Source organism: Dysgonomonas sp. 216, from assembly GCF_010501065.1.
Lineage (GTDB): Bacteria > Bacteroidota > Bacteroidia > Bacteroidales > Dysgonomonadaceae > QVMM01.
This window is the reverse complement of the sequence record NZ_QVMM01000003.1, coordinates 93,621-112,220: the sequence shown is the minus strand read 5'-3', so window position 1 is coordinate 112,220 and position 18,600 is coordinate 93,621. Positions and strand designations below refer to the sequence as shown.

At 35.7% G+C, this 18,600-nt stretch carries 11 protein-coding genes; 3 read left to right on the top strand and 8 right to left on the bottom strand.

Annotated elements, in window-relative coordinates; translation table 11 throughout:
- Positions 1-11 precede the first annotated feature (11 nt).
- The 7 genes from D0T53_RS02900 to D0T53_RS02870 form a co-directional block, all read right to left on the bottom strand.
- Positions 12-1,811, bottom strand: coding sequence for an HSP90 family protein (locus D0T53_RS02900; protein WP_163264899.1), 1,800 nt, complete (start codon positions 1,809-1,811; stop codon positions 12-14).
- Between the two features lie 134 nt (positions 1,812-1,945).
- Positions 1,946-4,531 (bottom strand): SEL1-like repeat protein, encoded by a 2,586-nt coding sequence (locus tag D0T53_RS02895; RefSeq protein ID WP_163264897.1) that lies wholly within the window; start codon positions 4,529-4,531, stop codon positions 1,946-1,948.
- Between the two features lie 167 nt (positions 4,532-4,698).
- Complete coding sequence (locus D0T53_RS02890; RefSeq protein WP_163264895.1) at positions 4,699-5,571, bottom strand: hypothetical protein; 873 nt, start codon at positions 5,569-5,571, stop codon at positions 4,699-4,701.
- Positions 5,572-5,673: 102 nt separating this feature from the next.
- Positions 5,674-6,354, bottom strand: coding sequence for a 16S rRNA (cytidine(1402)-2'-O)-methyltransferase (rsmI, locus tag D0T53_RS02885; RefSeq protein ID WP_255489375.1), 681 nt, complete (start codon positions 6,352-6,354; stop codon positions 5,674-5,676).
- Between the two features lie 12 nt (positions 6,355-6,366).
- On the bottom strand, positions 6,367-7,080 hold the full coding sequence (locus D0T53_RS02880; RefSeq protein WP_163264893.1) for a glycosyltransferase family 2 protein: 714 nt from the start codon (positions 7,078-7,080) through the stop codon (positions 6,367-6,369).
- A gap of 203 nt (positions 7,081-7,283) precedes the next feature.
- Positions 7,284-8,795, bottom strand: a complete 1,512-nt coding sequence (locus D0T53_RS02875) for a hypothetical protein (RefSeq protein ID WP_163264891.1) — start codon at positions 8,793-8,795, stop codon at positions 7,284-7,286.
- Positions 8,796-8,835: 40 nt separating this feature from the next.
- Entirely contained in the window at positions 8,836-9,774 is a 939-nt protein-coding gene (locus D0T53_RS02870; protein WP_163264889.1) for a UDP-glucuronic acid decarboxylase family protein, read from the bottom strand.
- Positions 9,775-10,080: 306 nt separating this feature from the next.
- On the opposite strand from D0T53_RS02870, the gene D0T53_RS02865 reads away from it, so the two are divergent.
- The 3 genes from D0T53_RS02865 to gyrB all read left to right on the top strand — a co-directional run bounded on the left by D0T53_RS02865 (position 10,081) and on the right by gyrB (position 14,748).
- A complete protein-coding gene (locus tag D0T53_RS02865) occupies positions 10,081-11,733 on the top strand; it encodes an AMP-binding protein (RefSeq protein ID WP_163264887.1) in 1,653 nt (550 codons plus the stop codon).
- Positions 11,734-11,759: 26 nt separating this feature from the next.
- The gene (locus tag D0T53_RS02860) at positions 11,760-12,638 is read left to right on the top strand and encodes a helix-turn-helix transcriptional regulator (protein WP_163264885.1); all 879 of its coding nucleotides are present in this window, start codon (positions 11,760-11,762) and stop codon (positions 12,636-12,638) included.
- A 151-nt stretch (positions 12,639-12,789) separates the two neighbouring features.
- The gene (gene gyrB, locus D0T53_RS02855) at positions 12,790-14,748 is read left to right on the top strand and encodes a DNA topoisomerase (ATP-hydrolyzing) subunit B (RefSeq protein WP_163264883.1); all 1,959 of its coding nucleotides are present in this window, start codon (positions 12,790-12,792) and stop codon (positions 14,746-14,748) included.
- A gap of 83 nt (positions 14,749-14,831) precedes the next feature.
- On the opposite strand, the gene D0T53_RS02850 is transcribed toward gyrB, so the two are convergent.
- Positions 14,832-18,371, bottom strand: a complete 3,540-nt coding sequence (locus tag D0T53_RS02850) for an autotransporter-associated beta strand repeat-containing protein (protein WP_163264881.1) — start codon at positions 18,369-18,371, stop codon at positions 14,832-14,834.
- Positions 18,372-18,600: the final 229 nt, after the last annotated feature.

Sequence of the window (18,600 nt, the reverse complement as noted above, 5' to 3'; positions counted from 1 at the left end):
ATTTATTGATATTACAAATCCATTTTCCCGATAAAGTCGCTCATACCCATAATAAGCAACTGATACAGAGCATCATTAAAAACATTCATTTCCTTTTTGTTCACAGGATAACCACCTAGCATAAGAGCTTGTATATACATAATATGCACAACCGAGTTAAACATAGTAGTATCATCCAACACCAGAAGATTTTTCACAATCTCGTTATCCTTATTGAAACACATCACAGGCATTACATCTTCTTTCTTCACGAAGTTATGTAATGTTCCTGCAAACGGATTTGAAGAATTAGACAAACTTTGAATATTTTTATTACTCATAGCCTCGTCATTTGCGACATAAATAACAGGTGTGTCTACCGGATCGAATTGCTTTAATTGAGCCTTACAATAAAAACCTTTTAATGCTGTATTTGCCTTTTCTTCAAATTTTTGAAAACGTTCGTCATCCGATATCTCCACATCAGACAAAGTATCTAACAAATCCTGAGGAGTAATTTTTTGTAACATAACATCAGGAAAGGTTATCTTTATTTTCTGAATAAGGTCCAATTCAAAAGAATACGCTGCATTTATAACGGTTTTACCCTGAGAACCGGCTATACGTCTTATTTGTCTGAAATCGTCTAACGATGGAGTATAATATATTACATCATTGTAAGTTTTAAGCGACAGAAAAGGCATATATCCTTTATTGGTTTCGAACGGAATATAATCGATAAATAGCTTTAACAATTCAACATCTTCAATAGCCAAAGCTTTTATATATATGTGATGTATCTTTATTATTTCGCTCAAAGTATCCTCGTTTTTCAACATCAATACTTTCAGGTAATCTTTAAAGCAAGCGCTCAATTCTTTTTTAGCCTGCCTCATTACCTCGTCATCCATTAATGATTCACGAGAAGCGGTTGGACGCAATTCGTTCGAATTCAATATGCACTTCACGAAAGAAGTCCATTCCGGTAATAAATTATTAGCCTGTTCGCAGAGAAACATCCGCTTTAAATAAACTTTGTGCTGTTTCGATCCGGTGAACTGAACCTTGTAAGGCATAATATAAGCAACGCCATCAATATCTCCGGCTACAGAACGTAAACGAAATGCATCGAGAAAATTTATATTGAATACTTTTTTTCCTTGTGCAAGTAATTCTTCTTTAGTACTATTTTTATCCAACCAAACCGGATCCTTATCAACTAAAATTTCGGTTCCTTCTTTTGTTATAAGCCGTATGGTTATTGGCAAAGCACTACCAAAGAACAACACATTCTTTTTCAGTTCTTCTTTTTCGAATAAAGGCAACCATTCTTTCTTAGGTGACAAAATAACCCTTGTTCCTGGTTTTTCCAGATTATCAATAGATTCTACGGTATAAGTACCATCGGCTTTTCCCCGCCAACACACCGACTTGTTCTTTATCAACGAATGTGTTTCCACCATTATTTCGTGACTAACAACCAAGCAAGACAACATACCTATACCAAAGCGACCAATATAGTCTTTTTCGTTAAAATCGCCCCGTTTCGAACTTTGTCCTATAACAGAAAGAAACTGATGAACTTCTTCTTCACTAAGTCCTATTCCATTATCTTCAAATATAATCTGAGGCTTACCATCAACTTCATTTAAATATATATTTACTTCTCCTTTATGGCTTTCATCTATCGTCCGACGAGCGGTTGCTGCATCAACTCCATTTTGTAATAACTCGCGTACAAAAACATTCGGGGCACTATATATATGCTCCGATAAAAGTTCTATCATCCCTTTCAGATTTACTTGAAAGAGATATTGATTATTATCCTTCATTATTTTATTTATTCCTTCTCTTTTGGGTTTTATCTGTAATTAAAGAAACAGCTCTTTTAGTAATTATGGGTTACAAACTTCTCTATAAAAAGAAGATGTAACCCTATAACTATCTATATTATAAAGACAAAAAATTATCTTCTGCGACGTTCACGTTTGCCTGTTATTTTTTGAGCTTGTTCGTTTCCGTTTTCGGCTGCTCTCTGATACCAATACATAGCCTGAGTTTCATCTTCTGCAACACCTTTTCCTGTTAGATAACAGTTACCTAACTCAAACTGAGCATCATCATGGTCGTCCTCAGCGATTACAGTTAATAACTCAACAGCTTTCGGTTCATCTTTTGCTGTACCTTTACCCTCAAGCAACATCATAGCAACCTCATATTTCGAGCTGAAATGATCATCTTCGGCTGCTTCCGACAGCCAACGATAAGCTTCTTCCATATTCTCGGTCGTACCTGTTCCGTACTTGTAGCACAAGCCTAAACGATATTTAGCATTACGGTAGTCACGTTCGGCAGCAATTGTGTAATATTTAAATGCTTCGGTATTGTTTTCTTCTACCCCCAAGCCATACTCGTAACAAACACCTAATCCTTCGCTTATGATATCGCGTTCGGCTGCACTTTGGTAATATTCAAAAGCACGGTCGTAATCTTTTTCTCCGCCATGATTGTACACATAGTATTCACCTAACATTATAGCTGCATACGGATAACCTTGTTCGTGCGCTCTTTCATACCACTCCAATGCCTTAGGTAAATCCGTTTCAACCAGCCCGTAATGATAATAGTAACCTACTTTATATTGAGCAAAAGCATAATCAGCTTCGGCTGCACGGGTCATATACTCCATCGCTTTTTGAGCATCAAACTCTATCCCAGCATATTCTTGTTCGTACGCAAGTCCTACTTCAACCAAAGCTTGAGGATATCCTTCCTCTGCGGCTTTATTAAAGTTCTGCATTGCTAGTTCTGGATTTTCGGGTATCCCTACAGCGTATTTATAGAAACGTCCGACATTATAGATTGCTTCGGGCATTCCCGCCTCAGCCGCAATTTTAAATTGCTCGAATGCTCCTGCCAAATCTTCTTCGCCAAGCAGTGCATCCTCAAGATAATAGCCCATTTTAAGATTCGCAAAAATATAACCATTATCGGCAGCAGCTTTATATAAATCGAAAGCCTTCTGATAATCCTGTTCAACACCTGTACCATATTCGTAACACAAAGCTAACTCAACGCGCGAATAGTTTGAATTACGAGCAACAGCCCATTCAAAATATTTTACAGCTTTTGCTCCATTTTCTTCATCTTCGTTAACAACATCCAAACGATAATAATGCCCAGCCATATCCATTCCTCCAACATGACCTCTCTCGGCAGCCAACTCGTACAATTCTAATATTTTGGCATAGTCAGGATTTTCGGGTCTAAGCACTCCTCTTTCATATTCCTGTGCCAAACGGTATGGAGCATAATCGTTACCCAACTCCATCGCTTTCTCTAGTAAACCAATAGCTTCTTTTACCTTTTGCTCACTCGGATTTTCATCTTCTAATAGCAAGTATGCCTTTTCGCTCATTGCACGAGGGCTATCCTCCTCTACCGCCTGATCGAGATATTTATTACCTTTTGCAACATCTTTTATTGTATCGTTATATAAATAAATGATGGCTAATTCGTATAGTGAATTATGAGAATAATATTGTACTGCTTTTTTGTGCCATTCGATAGCTTTTTCTACCGATGTACCTTCATCGCCCGAATAATAATTATACTGTCCTAAAAATTCGGCAGCATAATTTATATTATAGCTAAAAGCATCTGCTAAAAGTTCTTTTGCCTCTTCTTTATTACCTTCAATATTTCCTCTCAAAATACCCATACCATATAGGTATTGACTATAATGTTCGTTTATAGCCACTCCTTTTTTCAAAGGCTCAATGGACTTGTCATATTCTCCTTTTCGTGAATAATAGTCGGATAATATATAATAACATTTGCGAGTTGGCGAAGCTTTTTCGATATAATTCTCGATGTATTTTAATAACGATTCGTCATCTTTATTATCGTAAAATTCGATATGTAAAAATAGAAGATCTGCCAATTCGTAACCAAGTTCTTTCGATCGCTTCATGTATTCAAGACCTTTATCCTTGTCTTGCTCTCCATATCCGGGAACTCCGAAATATAGTCCATATCCATAATCGCCCAACGAAGCCGCATCGTTTACTTCTATTCCTTTTTTAAAGCATTCGCGCATTTTAGCATAGTCACGATATGGACGACGAGCACTTCCATATAAATCGGCTTGTTCGCAATAGCCTCTTAAATGCCCCATTTCAATAAAACGATTATTTACAGATACATTTAGCTTGAACCAAAAATCATAATCCTCGTCGCTGAAATCTACCGATACATGTTTATTCCATGCTCTACTGTATATTTGGTTATATAGTTCCTTAACCGTTTCGGTAACAGCTTTTTTTTCCAAAGATACATCACAAATAGCCATTGCATCCATCCATACCATAGGATCAGCATAGTTATCTTTCGAATTATACTCTTCGGCTTGCTTTTTTATTAAACTGGGGTTATCCCTGTATTTATTTAATAATTCATCGTAAGCTTGTTTCAAAGCTCTGTTACTATTACCTCCATTGTTGCTACCACTATCCGCAACATCTTTCCCCTTCTTCTTGAAAAAATTAAACATATGGTGTTCTATTTAAAGTTTGTTATCGAACAAATATAAACAAAAAAATGCTATGACAAAATGACAACCAATGATTATTATATGAAGAATAGTATTCAATACCTTTGAAACAAAAAAGCCTTATCCACAAAAATGGATAAGGCTTCCGTCAATATTTTATTCTATCTTTAATTTACTTCTATAATAAGAAACTGAGTAAGACTCCAAAATTTTTGATAATCGGAGATGTTTAAAACAACCTGACCATTAGCATCTTTATCTAGTTTATAACTTGCCGAGGGGTGTTCAGACAACACTTTCGCTTTTTTCGCATACACAGGAATTGCCTTTACATTACGGATATCTATTTTAATAAATATCGATTTATCAATAGATTCTTTCATTACTTTTGGTGAAGAAAGAAAGCCACCTTTCACAACTTTAGCATCCTTCAACTCACTAGAAGTTCCAAACATGTAGTAGGCTGTATTTAAGGCTGTATCCTGCTCTTTTATTGTTGAAGCCTGACTTTCTACCTGGGTAGACAAATTTTCTACATTTTGAGTTAAATCATGTACATTCGATGTCAATTCCATTATTTGTTTATCACGGCTTGCTAAATCGCTCTGCAATTTAACTATCGCATTAGCACGTTCTGTCAGTTGAGTATTTAAGCGTTCTATTGTTGTTTTTAGAGTAGAAACCTCGCCCGAACTGTTTTTAAGACGCTTATTCAGAGCTTCTATATCAGTTTTATTTTTCTTTAATATATCATTAATCATTTGAAAATTCTCCTGAACTCTAGTTTTCGTATCAGAAGTCATTTCACCTTTACCTTGCGACTGAACAGTCAAATACTTTTCAGCTTCTTTTATTTGGTTAAAGTTTTCTTCCACATCGTTAATGATACCCATTACTTCAGCAAGTTCCGAGCCCCCTTTTTCATTTACCTGCATTAAGGAGTCATTCTTAGCCTGCAAAGCTTTATATTCGTCTGAATTTTTCACATTACACGATACTAAAGCAGTGGCAGCGAACAGTAAAAAAAATAGCTTTTTCATAATCTAATATTTGTTTGTTAATTTTCTTATTATTATTTCTTTCAAAACTCTTACTTAATTAACAAATATACGTTTATTTCGTTCAAAATTATACTGTTTAATTTAATTTTCTTTTCCTGACACGATTATAACAAATTCTCCCCGTGCTTCGTGTTCCGAAAAATGAGTTATAAGTTCCTTTAAAGTTCCCCTATTTATCTCTTCAAATTTCTTTGAAATTTCCCTGCATGTAGCAGCATAACGCCCTTCTCCTAAAAATTCAGCCAATTGAGTCAATGTTTTTAATACTCGATAAGGCGATTCATAAAGAACAATAGTACGTTGCTCACTCGCTAATTCAGTCAATTTAGTCTGTCGCCCTTTCTTTTGAGGAAGAAAGCCTTCAAATGTAAATCTGTCGCAAGGAATTCCCGACGCTACCAATGCTGGAACAAAAGCTGTAGCACCAGGTAAACACTCTACTTCGACTCCAGCCTTAACACACTCCCTGACTATAAGAAAGCCCGGATCGGAAATTCCCGGCGTACCAGCATCCGATACCAAAGCTATAACTTCTCCGGCATTAAGTCTATCGACAATACCCGCCACATTTTTATGTTCATTAAATTTATGATACGATTGCATTTTATTTTGTATCTCAAAATGCTTCAACAAAACACTTGTCGTACGGGTATCCTCTGCCAGTATCATATTAGCTTCTTTCAAAATACGAACAGCCCTGAAAGTCATATCTTCCAGATTTCCGACAGGGGTAGGAACTATATATAGTTTAGCAGAACTCAATGTCTCAAATTTTTATTTCGAAAAAAAAGAATATTTTATCATACAAATAAAGGCTCTGACTCCATCGCGCCACCCAATTTTTTTTCCTTCTTCGTAAGTGCGCCCGTAATAAGAAATACCAACTTCATATATTCTTATTTTAGGTATCTTCGCTACCTTAGCTGTAACTTCCGGCTCAAAACCAAAACGATTCTCTTTCAAATTCAATCCTTTTATTACATCAGCCCTGAACAATTTATAGCAAGTTTCCATATCTGTCAGATTAAGATTGGTAAACATATTGGAAACGAATGTAAGCAACTTATTACCGACAGAATGCCAAAAGAACAATATACGATGTGGATTTCCACCCAAAAAGCGAGAACCATATACCACATCGGCAAAACCATCAAGAACAGGCTTTAATAAAAGATTATACTCTTCCGGATCATATTCCAAATCAGCATCCTGAATTATAACATAATCGCCTGTAGCTTCTGCTATTCCTCGGTGAAGTGCTGCACCCTTACCCATATTTCGAGGCTGGCTATATAATTTCATATCATAAGCTGGATTTTGTCTCATATACTCTTCAACAACCTCAACAGTATTATCTTTCGAAAAATCATTTACTATAATTATTTCTTTTTCCATTCCGCCAATTAAATTGACAGCCAAAACCTTATCCAATATTAGATGAATAGTCTTAGCTTCATTATAAGCAGGAATTACCACCGATAGTTTCATGCAATTTTGTATTAATTATTTATTTCCCTTTACTCTAAATCCATCACTCACCGTTTCACCCCTCATTTCTAGATTGTTATGGTACACAACAGCACAAGGATATGCTTGATCGAAACACTGATTCATATATGATGGCGTATATATCACAATGCTACCTAACTGATGCGGAACAAACTCTATCCCCGCTCTATATCCATGATATTTCACCGCGTCAACACTTTGAGGTTTATACATAAAGTAAGCGAGGTACGCTCCCCTTTATATTCGTTTATATCTTTATACAAAGATATCGAAGCATATACTATATATAAAACAAAGACTAAGGGAGCTACAAACTTATACTTATTTAATTTAAGACCGGATTTGAGTCCTAGAAACGGAATAAAAGCGGTTGCAACTATAAAACCAAATCCAAAACGAGCATCTGGCGCCATTATCAACCAAAATAATACCCCAATTATAGCAATACTCCATACATATATAATTTTACTATTTTCTAGCAAATTTTTTTTGAACGAATACAACATTATAAAAGGAGAAATTCCTGCCATTCCAGTAGCAAATAAATTCATTCTAAAAAACCAAATATGCCGTAACAGCCAACTCTTGCCCCACACCCAAAACGGCATTTCGAAAACTTCTTCATAATGAAGGTTTGGAAAGCGGGCCCACGACGTAACCCAAGCCTTTTCAGCTTCGACCATCTTAATTGGTATTTTCCAATCAAAGTTAAAAATGTCGATTGCCGGAAACGGATATATAAGATAACCTGTTATTATTATATTTCTAATACACCATGGTATAACAATAAAACAGCTCAATAATAACAAAAACACAATAGATTTATACTGCTTTTCTTTATATAAAAAATATAGAACCACAATACAAACAATACAAATAGGAGTAACAGACAGTTTTAGAGTTAAGCTAAATATTGGAACAACCCAATAAAGTAAAGGTAATTTATTTACCGAATCGGTATCGAATAATAACCTCAACAAAACATATAATACAAATACGTTAGGAAGAACATCAGTCGAAGGTGATGACAAAAATCCCGAATAACACGCTATAGTAAAAACACCTATACACAACAATGCTATTTGATGTAATATTGAAGATTTTGATGCTCTATAAGTCATCCAGCACAAAAGAACAATTAAGCAAAGAGACTGTACTCCGTAAACACGAAGTCCGAAGATGTCCTGTGCAGAAAATATTGAATGTATGATTAAAGCATTGGAGTTAAATCCTAAACGCTCATGGATATTACCCAAACCCGGAATCACAGAATAGTCTTCCAGCCACATCAAAGCTTGTAAATGATACAAACCTGTATCGTAAGCAAGTGGAGGCAATAAAACAAAACAAGCTAAAAAAAGGACAATTACAGCTAGTATAATTTTATATATAATAGATAAACTTCCAATTTTTGATTTAAGAGCTATCAATTGTTTAAAATCTCCTTTATATATATTATATAGAAAAAAACAGGCTGATAAAAAGAAAAGTCCTCCAAAAACAAAGCTATTTAATGGCAACCAAATAGATGCAAAAGTAAGAAGCGATGTTGTAATTGATATCCCTATAAAAAAAGTATCAGCAACATTATACGAATACAACTGCTTTCCAATATTGAAAAGCCTGATAAACATCCTACCTATATTCAAGGATATGAATGTACATATTATCCACGAGACAAAAACAGCCAGCATAATCTAAAAATGGGAAGAGATAAGTTTACTTACCTCTTCATTATATAATTTTGTCAAAATATTCTATTGTTTTAACTAATCCATCGTGCAGATTCACTTTTGGTTCCCAATTCAGTTTTTCTTTTGCTAAACTGATATCTGGCTGACGTTGCTTCGGATCATCGCTAGGTAAAGGACGATATACTATTTTCGATTTAGAACCTATTAAATCTATTATCTGAGTAGCTAACTCAATCATTGTAAATTCGCCCGGATTTCCGATGTTCACAGGTCCTGTAAAAGAGTTATCCGAGTTCATCATACGCACCATTCCTTCCACCAAGTCATCAACATACTGAAAACTACGGGTTTGAGAGCCATCTCCAAACACTGTTATATCTTCATTTTTTAAAGCTTGTACTATGAAATTAGAAACAACACGACCATCATTCGGATTCATATTAGGCCCGTAAGTGTTAAATATACGTATAATCTTTGATTTTACTCCGTTCTGACGATGATAGTCCATAAACAGAGTCTCGGCACAACGCTTACCCTCGTCATAACAAGATCTTATACCTATCGGATTAACATTTCCCCAATAAGACTCAACTTGCGGATGTATAACAGGATCGCCATAAACTTCACTGGTAGAAGCCTGTAACACCTTTATATTTAATCGTTTTGCTAATCCCAACATATTAATGGCCCCCATTACTGACGTTTTTACCGTTTGGATTGCATCATGTTGATAATGAACAGGAGATGCCGGACAAGCTAAATTATAAATTTCGTCAACTTCTATATAAAAAGGATTCGACACATCGTGTCTTATAAGTTCGAAGTAGGGATTATCCATTAAGTGGATAATATTTTGTTTCGATCCGGTAAAATAATTATCTAAACAGATAACCTCATTTCCCTCATTCAATAAACGTTCACATAAATGAGAACCTATAAATCCGGCTCCTCCGGTTACCAAAATCTTCTTTTTATACATTTATCTAGTCTTATTTTCAGGCTTAAAAATCTAATTTTATGATATTCATCAGACAAACATCCCTAGTAGTTTGCTTAACACTAAGCAGCAAAGATATGTTTTTTTGTTAAATATTGGGACGCAATTATATTCAAAAAAACAGTTATTCTCTTTTTCGTCGCAAATTAAGAGTTTTTTTGACATTTATGATATATATTTGTGATATGAGTTTATATATAGTTAGCACATAAACTAAATATAAAAACTAAAGTGATAGCTAATTAACTCTTACAGTTTTATTTTTTAGTTTTAATTTACGGCGAATAAATGGATAACAGATTTTTGGCAATAATAGAAGACAGCATTAAAAACAACTGGGATCTTCCCGCATTAAGCGATTACAATGGTCAAACATATAAGTACAAGGATTTTGCACACAAAATAGCCGAACTTCATCTTATATTCGACTCTCTAAACATACAAAAAGGAAATACTGTTGCTATCTGTGGACGAAACATGGCAAACTGGGTAGTGTCTTTTTTTGCAACAATATCTTACGGAGCTGTTCCGACAACTATTCTGCACGATTTTGATAGTCAAAGTATTCACAATATAATAAATCACTCCGAAGCAAAATTTCTTTTTGTTGGCGAATATGTATGGGAAAAGCTCGACCCGAAAGAAATGCCTGCCGTAGAAACAATTATCCTAATTGACGATTTTTCAATAATAAAATCACGTTCCGAACAAACTATAGAAATAGGTTCTGACACCAATTTGGTTTTCAACAAAAAATACCCTGATGGATTTAGTCCAGACGATGTAAAATACCACAAAGAAAAACCCGAAGAACTTGCTGTCTTAAATTATACTTCGGGAACAACGAGCACCCCTAAAGGGGTAATGATTCCCTACAGAAGTTTGTGGTCAAATACCCGTTTTGCAATTGATATGATCCCATTTGTGAAAAGAGGCGACGGTTTTGTCAGCATGCTTCCAATGGCACACATGTACGGACTGGCTTTCGAAATATTATTATCGATAGCCAAAGGATGTCATATTAATTTCCTGACACGGGTACCCTCTCCACAAATAATAGTAGAAGCCTTTGCCAAAGTAAAGCCTACACTTATTATAGCAGTTCCTCTTATTATCGAAAAAATTATAAAAAACAAAGTCTTTGTCGAACTCGATAAGCAGCCTGTAAAAACTTTAATTAAACTTCCTTTTATCAAGCAAGTTATTTACAAAAAAGTACTCAACAAGTTAATGGCTACTTTTGGTGGAAACTTAGTAGAAGTGGTTATTGGAGGTGCTGCTTTAAACAAAGAAGTGGGAGACTTTTTGACAAAAATAAAATTTCCATATACTGTTGGATATGGAATGACCGAATGCGGTCCATTAATAAGTTATGAATATTGGGAAACATACCGCCCTACATCGTGCGGAAAACCGGTAGACAGAATGTCTGTAAAAATAGATTCTTCCGATCGAGAGAATATATCGGGCGAAATAATGGTTAAAGGCGATAATGTAATGTTAGGTTATTTCAAAAACCCTGAAGAAACAGAAAAGGTTATAGAGAACGACGGATGGCTGCATACCGGAGACTTAGGTGTAATTGATAAAGATGGGCATATATACATTAAAGGGCGCAGCAAAACAATGATTCTTGGTGGTTCGGGACAAAATATATATCCCGAAGAGATAGAAGGACTATTAAACAACTACCCCTATGTGCTGGAATCGTTAATCATAGAGGAAGAAGGAAAACTTGTGGCACTAATTGTGCCCGATCAGGATCAAATAAAGAAAGGAAACATAAAGCAATCTCAAATAGAAAGTATCTTTCAGAATGAGATTAAAAACCTCAATAAAAGACTGCCGTCGTACAGTCAAATAACAAAAGTAAATATTAGAGACGAAGAATTTGAGAAAACACCTAAGCGAAGCATAAGGCGTTTCCTCTACCAAAAATAAAGAATACGATAGTCGAAAAACAAACAATGGCATTTATTCATAATTCCGATATATTATCAGATGCAATATCCGAACATAATTTTCTCATCCCTATAATAAACAGGTTTGGTATTAAACTTGGCATAGGAGATTTGAGTGTTACGGAGTTATGCCTGAAATATAATTTGAACGAAGACTTTTTTCTAGCCATAATCAACACATATTTAAACGAAGATTTTTTTCCGGAAACTAAACTGAAAAAATTCAGTATCGATTTGGTTGCCAATTATCTAAAAAAGACAGATTCAGACTATCGCCATGCTCTCATTCCTAATATAGAAAAGCACCTGAACGCTTTTATAGCAATGAGTGCCTCCGACAATAAACAGCTAAGATTAATAAGGAAATTATTTGAAGACTTTAAATCTGAATTTTTAAACAGGATCGAGAACGGGCTGATAGAAGATGATTCTTCCCATGCGTTGTTACTCGATATGAAAAATATATTGATTAAACATATATCAGGAAACTTTAACGAAAACCTGTGTTATGCCGTACTCTTTTCCGTCGATAGCCTGCAAAACGATCTAAATAAACACAATAGAATAAGAGAAAAAATTCTGAAGCCAATGATCGACTCTTTAGTCGAAGCCGGAATAACCAACTGGCAGGATATGATATTGTCGGACAAAATTTCGACAGACAATCAGAATCAACTCATTTCACAACGCGAAACAGATGTACTACGGCTTATAGCATTAGGATACCTCAATAAAGAAATAGCCGACAAACTTAATATAAGCCTGAATACGGTACTCTCTCACCGTAAAAACATTACAGCCAAGCTTGGTATAAAAACAGTATCAGGACTCACATTCTACTGCTTATCACACGGATATATTTCGCCCGACGAAATTGAGATATAGCCCACTAAAACATCAAAGTCTTTTTATTTAACAAACACCTTTTAAGTGTTGGTTATCTGCGTTTTTTTTTGTATATTTGTTAGGTTTTTCAAAACCCAAAAATACTAAAAACAAAAGCCTGTAAATCAAGCTAATAGAAAAAGGAATTAATATGACTGATAAAGAAAAAAATGCTGCGAGCAACTCGTATTCGGCAGAGAATATTCAGGTACTCGAAGGCTTAGAAGCTGTTAGAAAAAGACCTGCGATGTACATTGGGGATATCGGGGAAAAAGGTTTGCATCATTTAGTGTATGAGGTTGTTGACAACTCTATTGACGAAGCCCTAGCCGGTTATTGTAACGACATAAGGGTTTACATAAACGAAGATAATTCAATTACAGTATGGGACAACGGACGGGGAATCCCGGTCGGTTTTCACGAAAAAGAGCAAAAATCGGCTCTAGAAGTAGTTCTTACCGTTCTTCATGCAGGAGGTAAATTCGATAAAGGTACCTATAAGGTATCAGGAGGGCTACATGGTGTTGGAGTTTCGTGTGTTAATGCTCTTTCTACATACCTGAAAGCTGAAGTTCGCCGTGAAGGAAACCTTTATATGCAAGAGTTTTCGTGTGGTAAAGCATTGCATGATATAGAAGTACTAGGAAAAGACAACTCAACAGGAACAACTATAACTTTTAAGCCAGACGATTCAATATTTATAGTAACAGAATATAAATACGAAACATTAGCTACCCGTTTGCGCGAATTGGCGTTTCTGAATGCCGGAGTTAAACTTTCATTAACAGATAAACGCATACAAAAGGAAGATGGCAGTTACAAAAACGAGACTTTTTATTCCGAAAAAGGTTTGGAAGAATTTGTTCGTTATATAGATGCTTCAAAAGAATCTTTAATGCCTGATGTTATCCATATTGTAACAGAAAAACAAGGAATACCTGTCGAGATTGCAATGACATACAATACATCGTATAACGAAAATGTGTATTCGTATGTAAACAACATCAATACTATAGAAGGAGGAACACATCTTACAGGTTTCCGTAGGGGTCTTTCCAGAACTCTAAAGAAATACGCGGATGACTCGAAAATGCTCGAAAAGCTGAAAATAGAAATAAGTGGCGATGACTTTCGTGAAGGATTAACTGCTGTTGTTTCTATCAAAGTAGCCGAACCTCAATTTGAGGGACAAACTAAAACTAAATTGGGAAACAACGAGGTTATAGGAGCAGTCGACCAAGCTGTAGGCGAAGCATTAGGTTACTATTTGGAAGAGCATCCGAAAGAAGCTAAAATTATTGTTGAAAAAGTTATACTTGCCGCTACGGCTCGCCACGCTGCACGTAAAGCCCGCGAAATGGTTCAACGCAAGTCGCCTCTATCGGGAGGAGGGCTTCCGGGGAAACTTGCCGACTGTTCGAGCAAGGATCCATTTGACTGTGAAATATTCCTAGTTGAAGGGGATTCGGCCGGAGGTACAGCAAAACAAGGACGTGACCGACTGTTTCAGGCAATATTACCTTTAAGGGGTAAAATTCTGAATGTAGAAAAAGCCATGCAACATAAAGTGCTCGAAAGTGACGAAATACGCAACATATACACTGCGTTAGGTGTAACTATCGGTACAGAAGAAGATTCGAAAGAATTAAATATAGAAAAACTGCGTTATCATAAAATCATTATTATGACCGATGCCGACGTAGATGGTAGTCACATTGCTACATTAATTCTTACATTCTTCTTCCGCCACATGCGTTCACTTATCGAACTGGGATATGTATACATTGCAACCCCCCCACTCTACCTATGTAAAAAAGGAAAAGTTGAAGAATATTGTTGGAACGAATTACAACGTCAGATATTTATTGATAAATATGCTGATGGTAACGAAAATGCAGTACATACACAGCGATATAAAGGTCTTGGAGAAATGAACGCATCTCAGTTATGGGATACAACAATGAACCCTGAATTCAGAACCCTTCGCCAAGTTACAATAGATAATGCTGCCGAAGCCGATCACATATTCTCGATGTTAATGGGTGAAGATGTTGCTCCTCGCCGTGAATTTATTGAAGAAAATGCGACATACGCAAAAATAGACGCATAATTTTAACAATAAGCATACTTAAATACAAATGGGGCTGTCCTAAAAAGTCGGACAAGCCCCATTTTATTTGTTGAACTTCTATGTTATTTAACTATAACTTTTGTTGTTGTATCTCCTATTTTCACAAAATATACACCCGAGTCAACATCCATTCTTGCTGAACCTGAAATAACATCCTCGAATAAATAAACTCCGGTAATATTATATATAGCCACATAAGCATCTGAAGATAGTTCTTCTATTACTATTGTTCTACCCTGAACTTTTAAGATTCTATCAATAAGATCACTACCTATACCTGTTGACTGATCTGTCACTTTTAATATACCATTAGTATATAAACTTGTAGTATCCCAATACAAACCACTTGCAGGATTAGTAGGTATTATATTCGCAAATTTGCCGGATAATGCACCTGTTGTTATAATGCTGAAAGAATCTCCATTTGCAAATTGCCCATCAATAAGGTTCACATTTAAATCTCCGGCTATATTAATACCTCCACTTGCTATAATCCTATCGCAAGTATTGTTTACCTTTTTAATATCAACATTCAATGAGCTTCCACTTTCCAGTTTAATTAATCCTTTAATTGTTAGTCGTCCAACTCCCAAATCTCCGGGGTCTAAAGTTCCTCCACTTTTTACAGTTACAGCAGAAGATAATGTCCCGGTTCCTGATAATGTTCCATCTTCATTAACTGTAATGGCAGCACTTCCTGTTGGAGTTCCATTTATTATAAGATTACCCCTGTTTACTGTTGTTGTTCCGCTATAAATATTATTTGCATTTAATCTCCAATATCCGTCGCCTTCTTTTACAATGTGAGTAGTACCTTTCTGACCACCAATAGCTTCATTGTTTATAATGCCATTGAATTCTTCATCTGTACCTAAGCCTCCAACAACCCATGTCATTGTTCCTGCTGCTTTAATATTACTTCCTATCAGAGAACTACCTGAACTACCGGATAAACCACCTAAGTACATCGTACTACCACTTTTTGCACTATTTAATCGAGCACTACCCGACAAAACAATACGCGCATTAGGGATACCTGCTCCATTATTCTCATTATTCAAACTGAATACATTTTTAGTTTTATCAATCGAGTTTGAAGCTCCTCCTACAATTGTTAATGTACCTGTGTAGTTATCCCAGTTTCCTTTATAGTACTCACGTAAATAAGTGAGATTGATTTTTAAATCACCATTTCCTGAGAAATTACTATAAACTTCCGTATTACGGGTTACTTCATATGTACTTTCGTTTTCGCCAGTTACTTGAATGTCGTAATAATGCTTGCCGGTCATACCATCAGCACCTCCCGAAGTTTTAAACTTTCCTCCTTCTAATATAAGTTTATTAACCTGAAATGTAACATTATTACCAGTCATATGATATGTTCCGCCTTTTAATATGGTGTTACCACTATAGGTATTTCTGTCATATGTGGTTTTTACCTCTCCCGAACCCGACAAAATAAAATCGCCAACACCACTGACAACCCCATTCATTGTAATTATTGCTGAAGAATTTGCCACATCAAACTCTGTTGCCGCATCTAAGGCAACATTACGATCTGTTGTCACATTGCCTCCTGTATAACTGATTTTTCCACCCTTCCAAACCCAATTAAAGTCATAATTTTCTGATGCTCCAATAGAACTTGGCTGGCCTCCGTTAGCCAGTTTATTTATTACTATTACCCCATCGTGAATAACTGTACCACCGGTGTAAGTATTATTATCTGCCAAAGTCAAAGTTCCCGTTCCTGCTTTATTAACAGAACCTGTTCCGGAAATAGCCTCACCTGTAAACTGATAATCTCTGACCGCATTCACAACCATATTCGCTTGTTCTGCCGACTCCGAAATATTAATAACTGTTTCTCCAGTATATGTATCGTTAAATAAGACCGTTTTTCCACTTTCAAACTTTCCTCCGGTCCAGTTTTCCGAAGTTGTATCCCAAGAAGAGGATAGTGAACCAGTCCATATCAAATCGGGGGTAAATGTAGATAAATCAAGAACTTCAACCGGAATAGGATTAGTCCTAACAGTCAATTCGTTAGTATAACTAGTCTCTGTACTTCCATTATAGGCCTTTACTCTGTAAGTATGCTCCGATTCGGCCTCTAATTCTGTAAACATATATGATGTAATACCTTTTCCAACTCGTTTTACTTCCTGAAAAGTATCACCTATTTTTTCTTCAATAATATAGCCTTCCTCATTCTTTGTATATCCTAACCATTCAATGGCTAATTCATTCTGTGTTTTGTCTACTGTAGTCAAACACATTGGAGCTTTCAGATAATTCTGCGAATACTCCTCTGTAATAGAGTTTATATAATTCTCTATATTCGTATATCCGTTTGCCGCTATTTGCATTGCATCCGATGCATTGTTTGGATTTAGTCCGTTGGCAGTTTCCCATTCATCGGGAATTCCATCTCCATCCGAATCAGTTCTGCTATTTCCACCCCACATTGCCCATGTATTCGGAGCTCCGAATGGCAAATCTGTTTCATTATTTATTATTGCACCTTTTACTCCAAACGAACTTAATTCATTTAGCAGATACCAGTCAAGGTTATCCCGATACGGTAATGAAGCTCCAACCGATTTCATCAACTCATCATATACCTGCGATGCCGGAATTGTTGGAAGAAGAGGATAGTTATAAGGAGTAGAAACAAATGTAGGGCCTCCACTAAATTCATTCTGAGGAATTAAGTGCCCATCCAATATTCCATTTCGGTTTTTATCAATCCAATTGTCTTTTGAATATATGCTGTAACGACTATTAGCTCCACTAAAAGCAGATGTACCTCCCGAAGGTCCTACTATAAAGTAATTACTGACAGCATTAGCTTCGGACGCACCTTGAGAATCGCCTCCCATTATATAAGCTGCACTTTTCCAGTTATAAACAATATTATTTACAAACTGGTGTGTACCTTTAAATTTAGGATTACGAGTATCGTTATCAATATATAAGGTGCGATAAATAGTAATACCACCTTCGGGCTGTATTAATCCTCCTGCCGAATGAGCTAAAAGTCCTTGCCCGATAATACTATTCTGAATAGTAATATCCTTCGGGTTTGTACCTTTTCCATCGTGTGTGATAGAAAAATTTTCGTCTAGTCCCCAAGCTACAGAAACATGGTCGAAAATCATATTATAACCATTTGCAATACCCAGGGCATCAGAATCTTTAGTACCAACTTTACCCATACGTATACGCAGATAACGACAGATAGTATTAGTTGCACCCGAAAAAGACAATCCGTTTCCGTATATAGTTATACCTTCGCCCGGGGCTGTTTGACCCGCTATATAAATATTGGAAGAAACAGCAACTCGTGAACTAATACGAATTACACCTGCCACATCAAATACAACAATTCTATTGGATTTACTAACAGCATCTCTAAACGAACCTGTACCCGAATCGTTAAGATTTGTAACCCGGTATACTGTACCGTTTCTGCCTCCTATAGCATATTTTCCAAACCCTTCGGCTCCGGGAAAAGCTAGTTGTTGAGAAAAAGCATCATTTGTCCCTATAACAAGACATAACAATACTATTGCAAATTTTAGTGATTTTTTTTTCATGGTAATAATTTAGATGTAAATTTTATTTGTTCTAAGTATAGAATCCGTTATTTTTCAAATTTACACTATTAACGTATATTATAACATGTATAAATAACTACATTTCATGTACAAAATGCGATTAAACATGGAATATAATACAATAAGAAGTAGTTAATTATATCGCCATAAAAATAGCCCCGAAATAAGTAATTAAAAAATTAACTTATTACGGGACTTTACTATATAT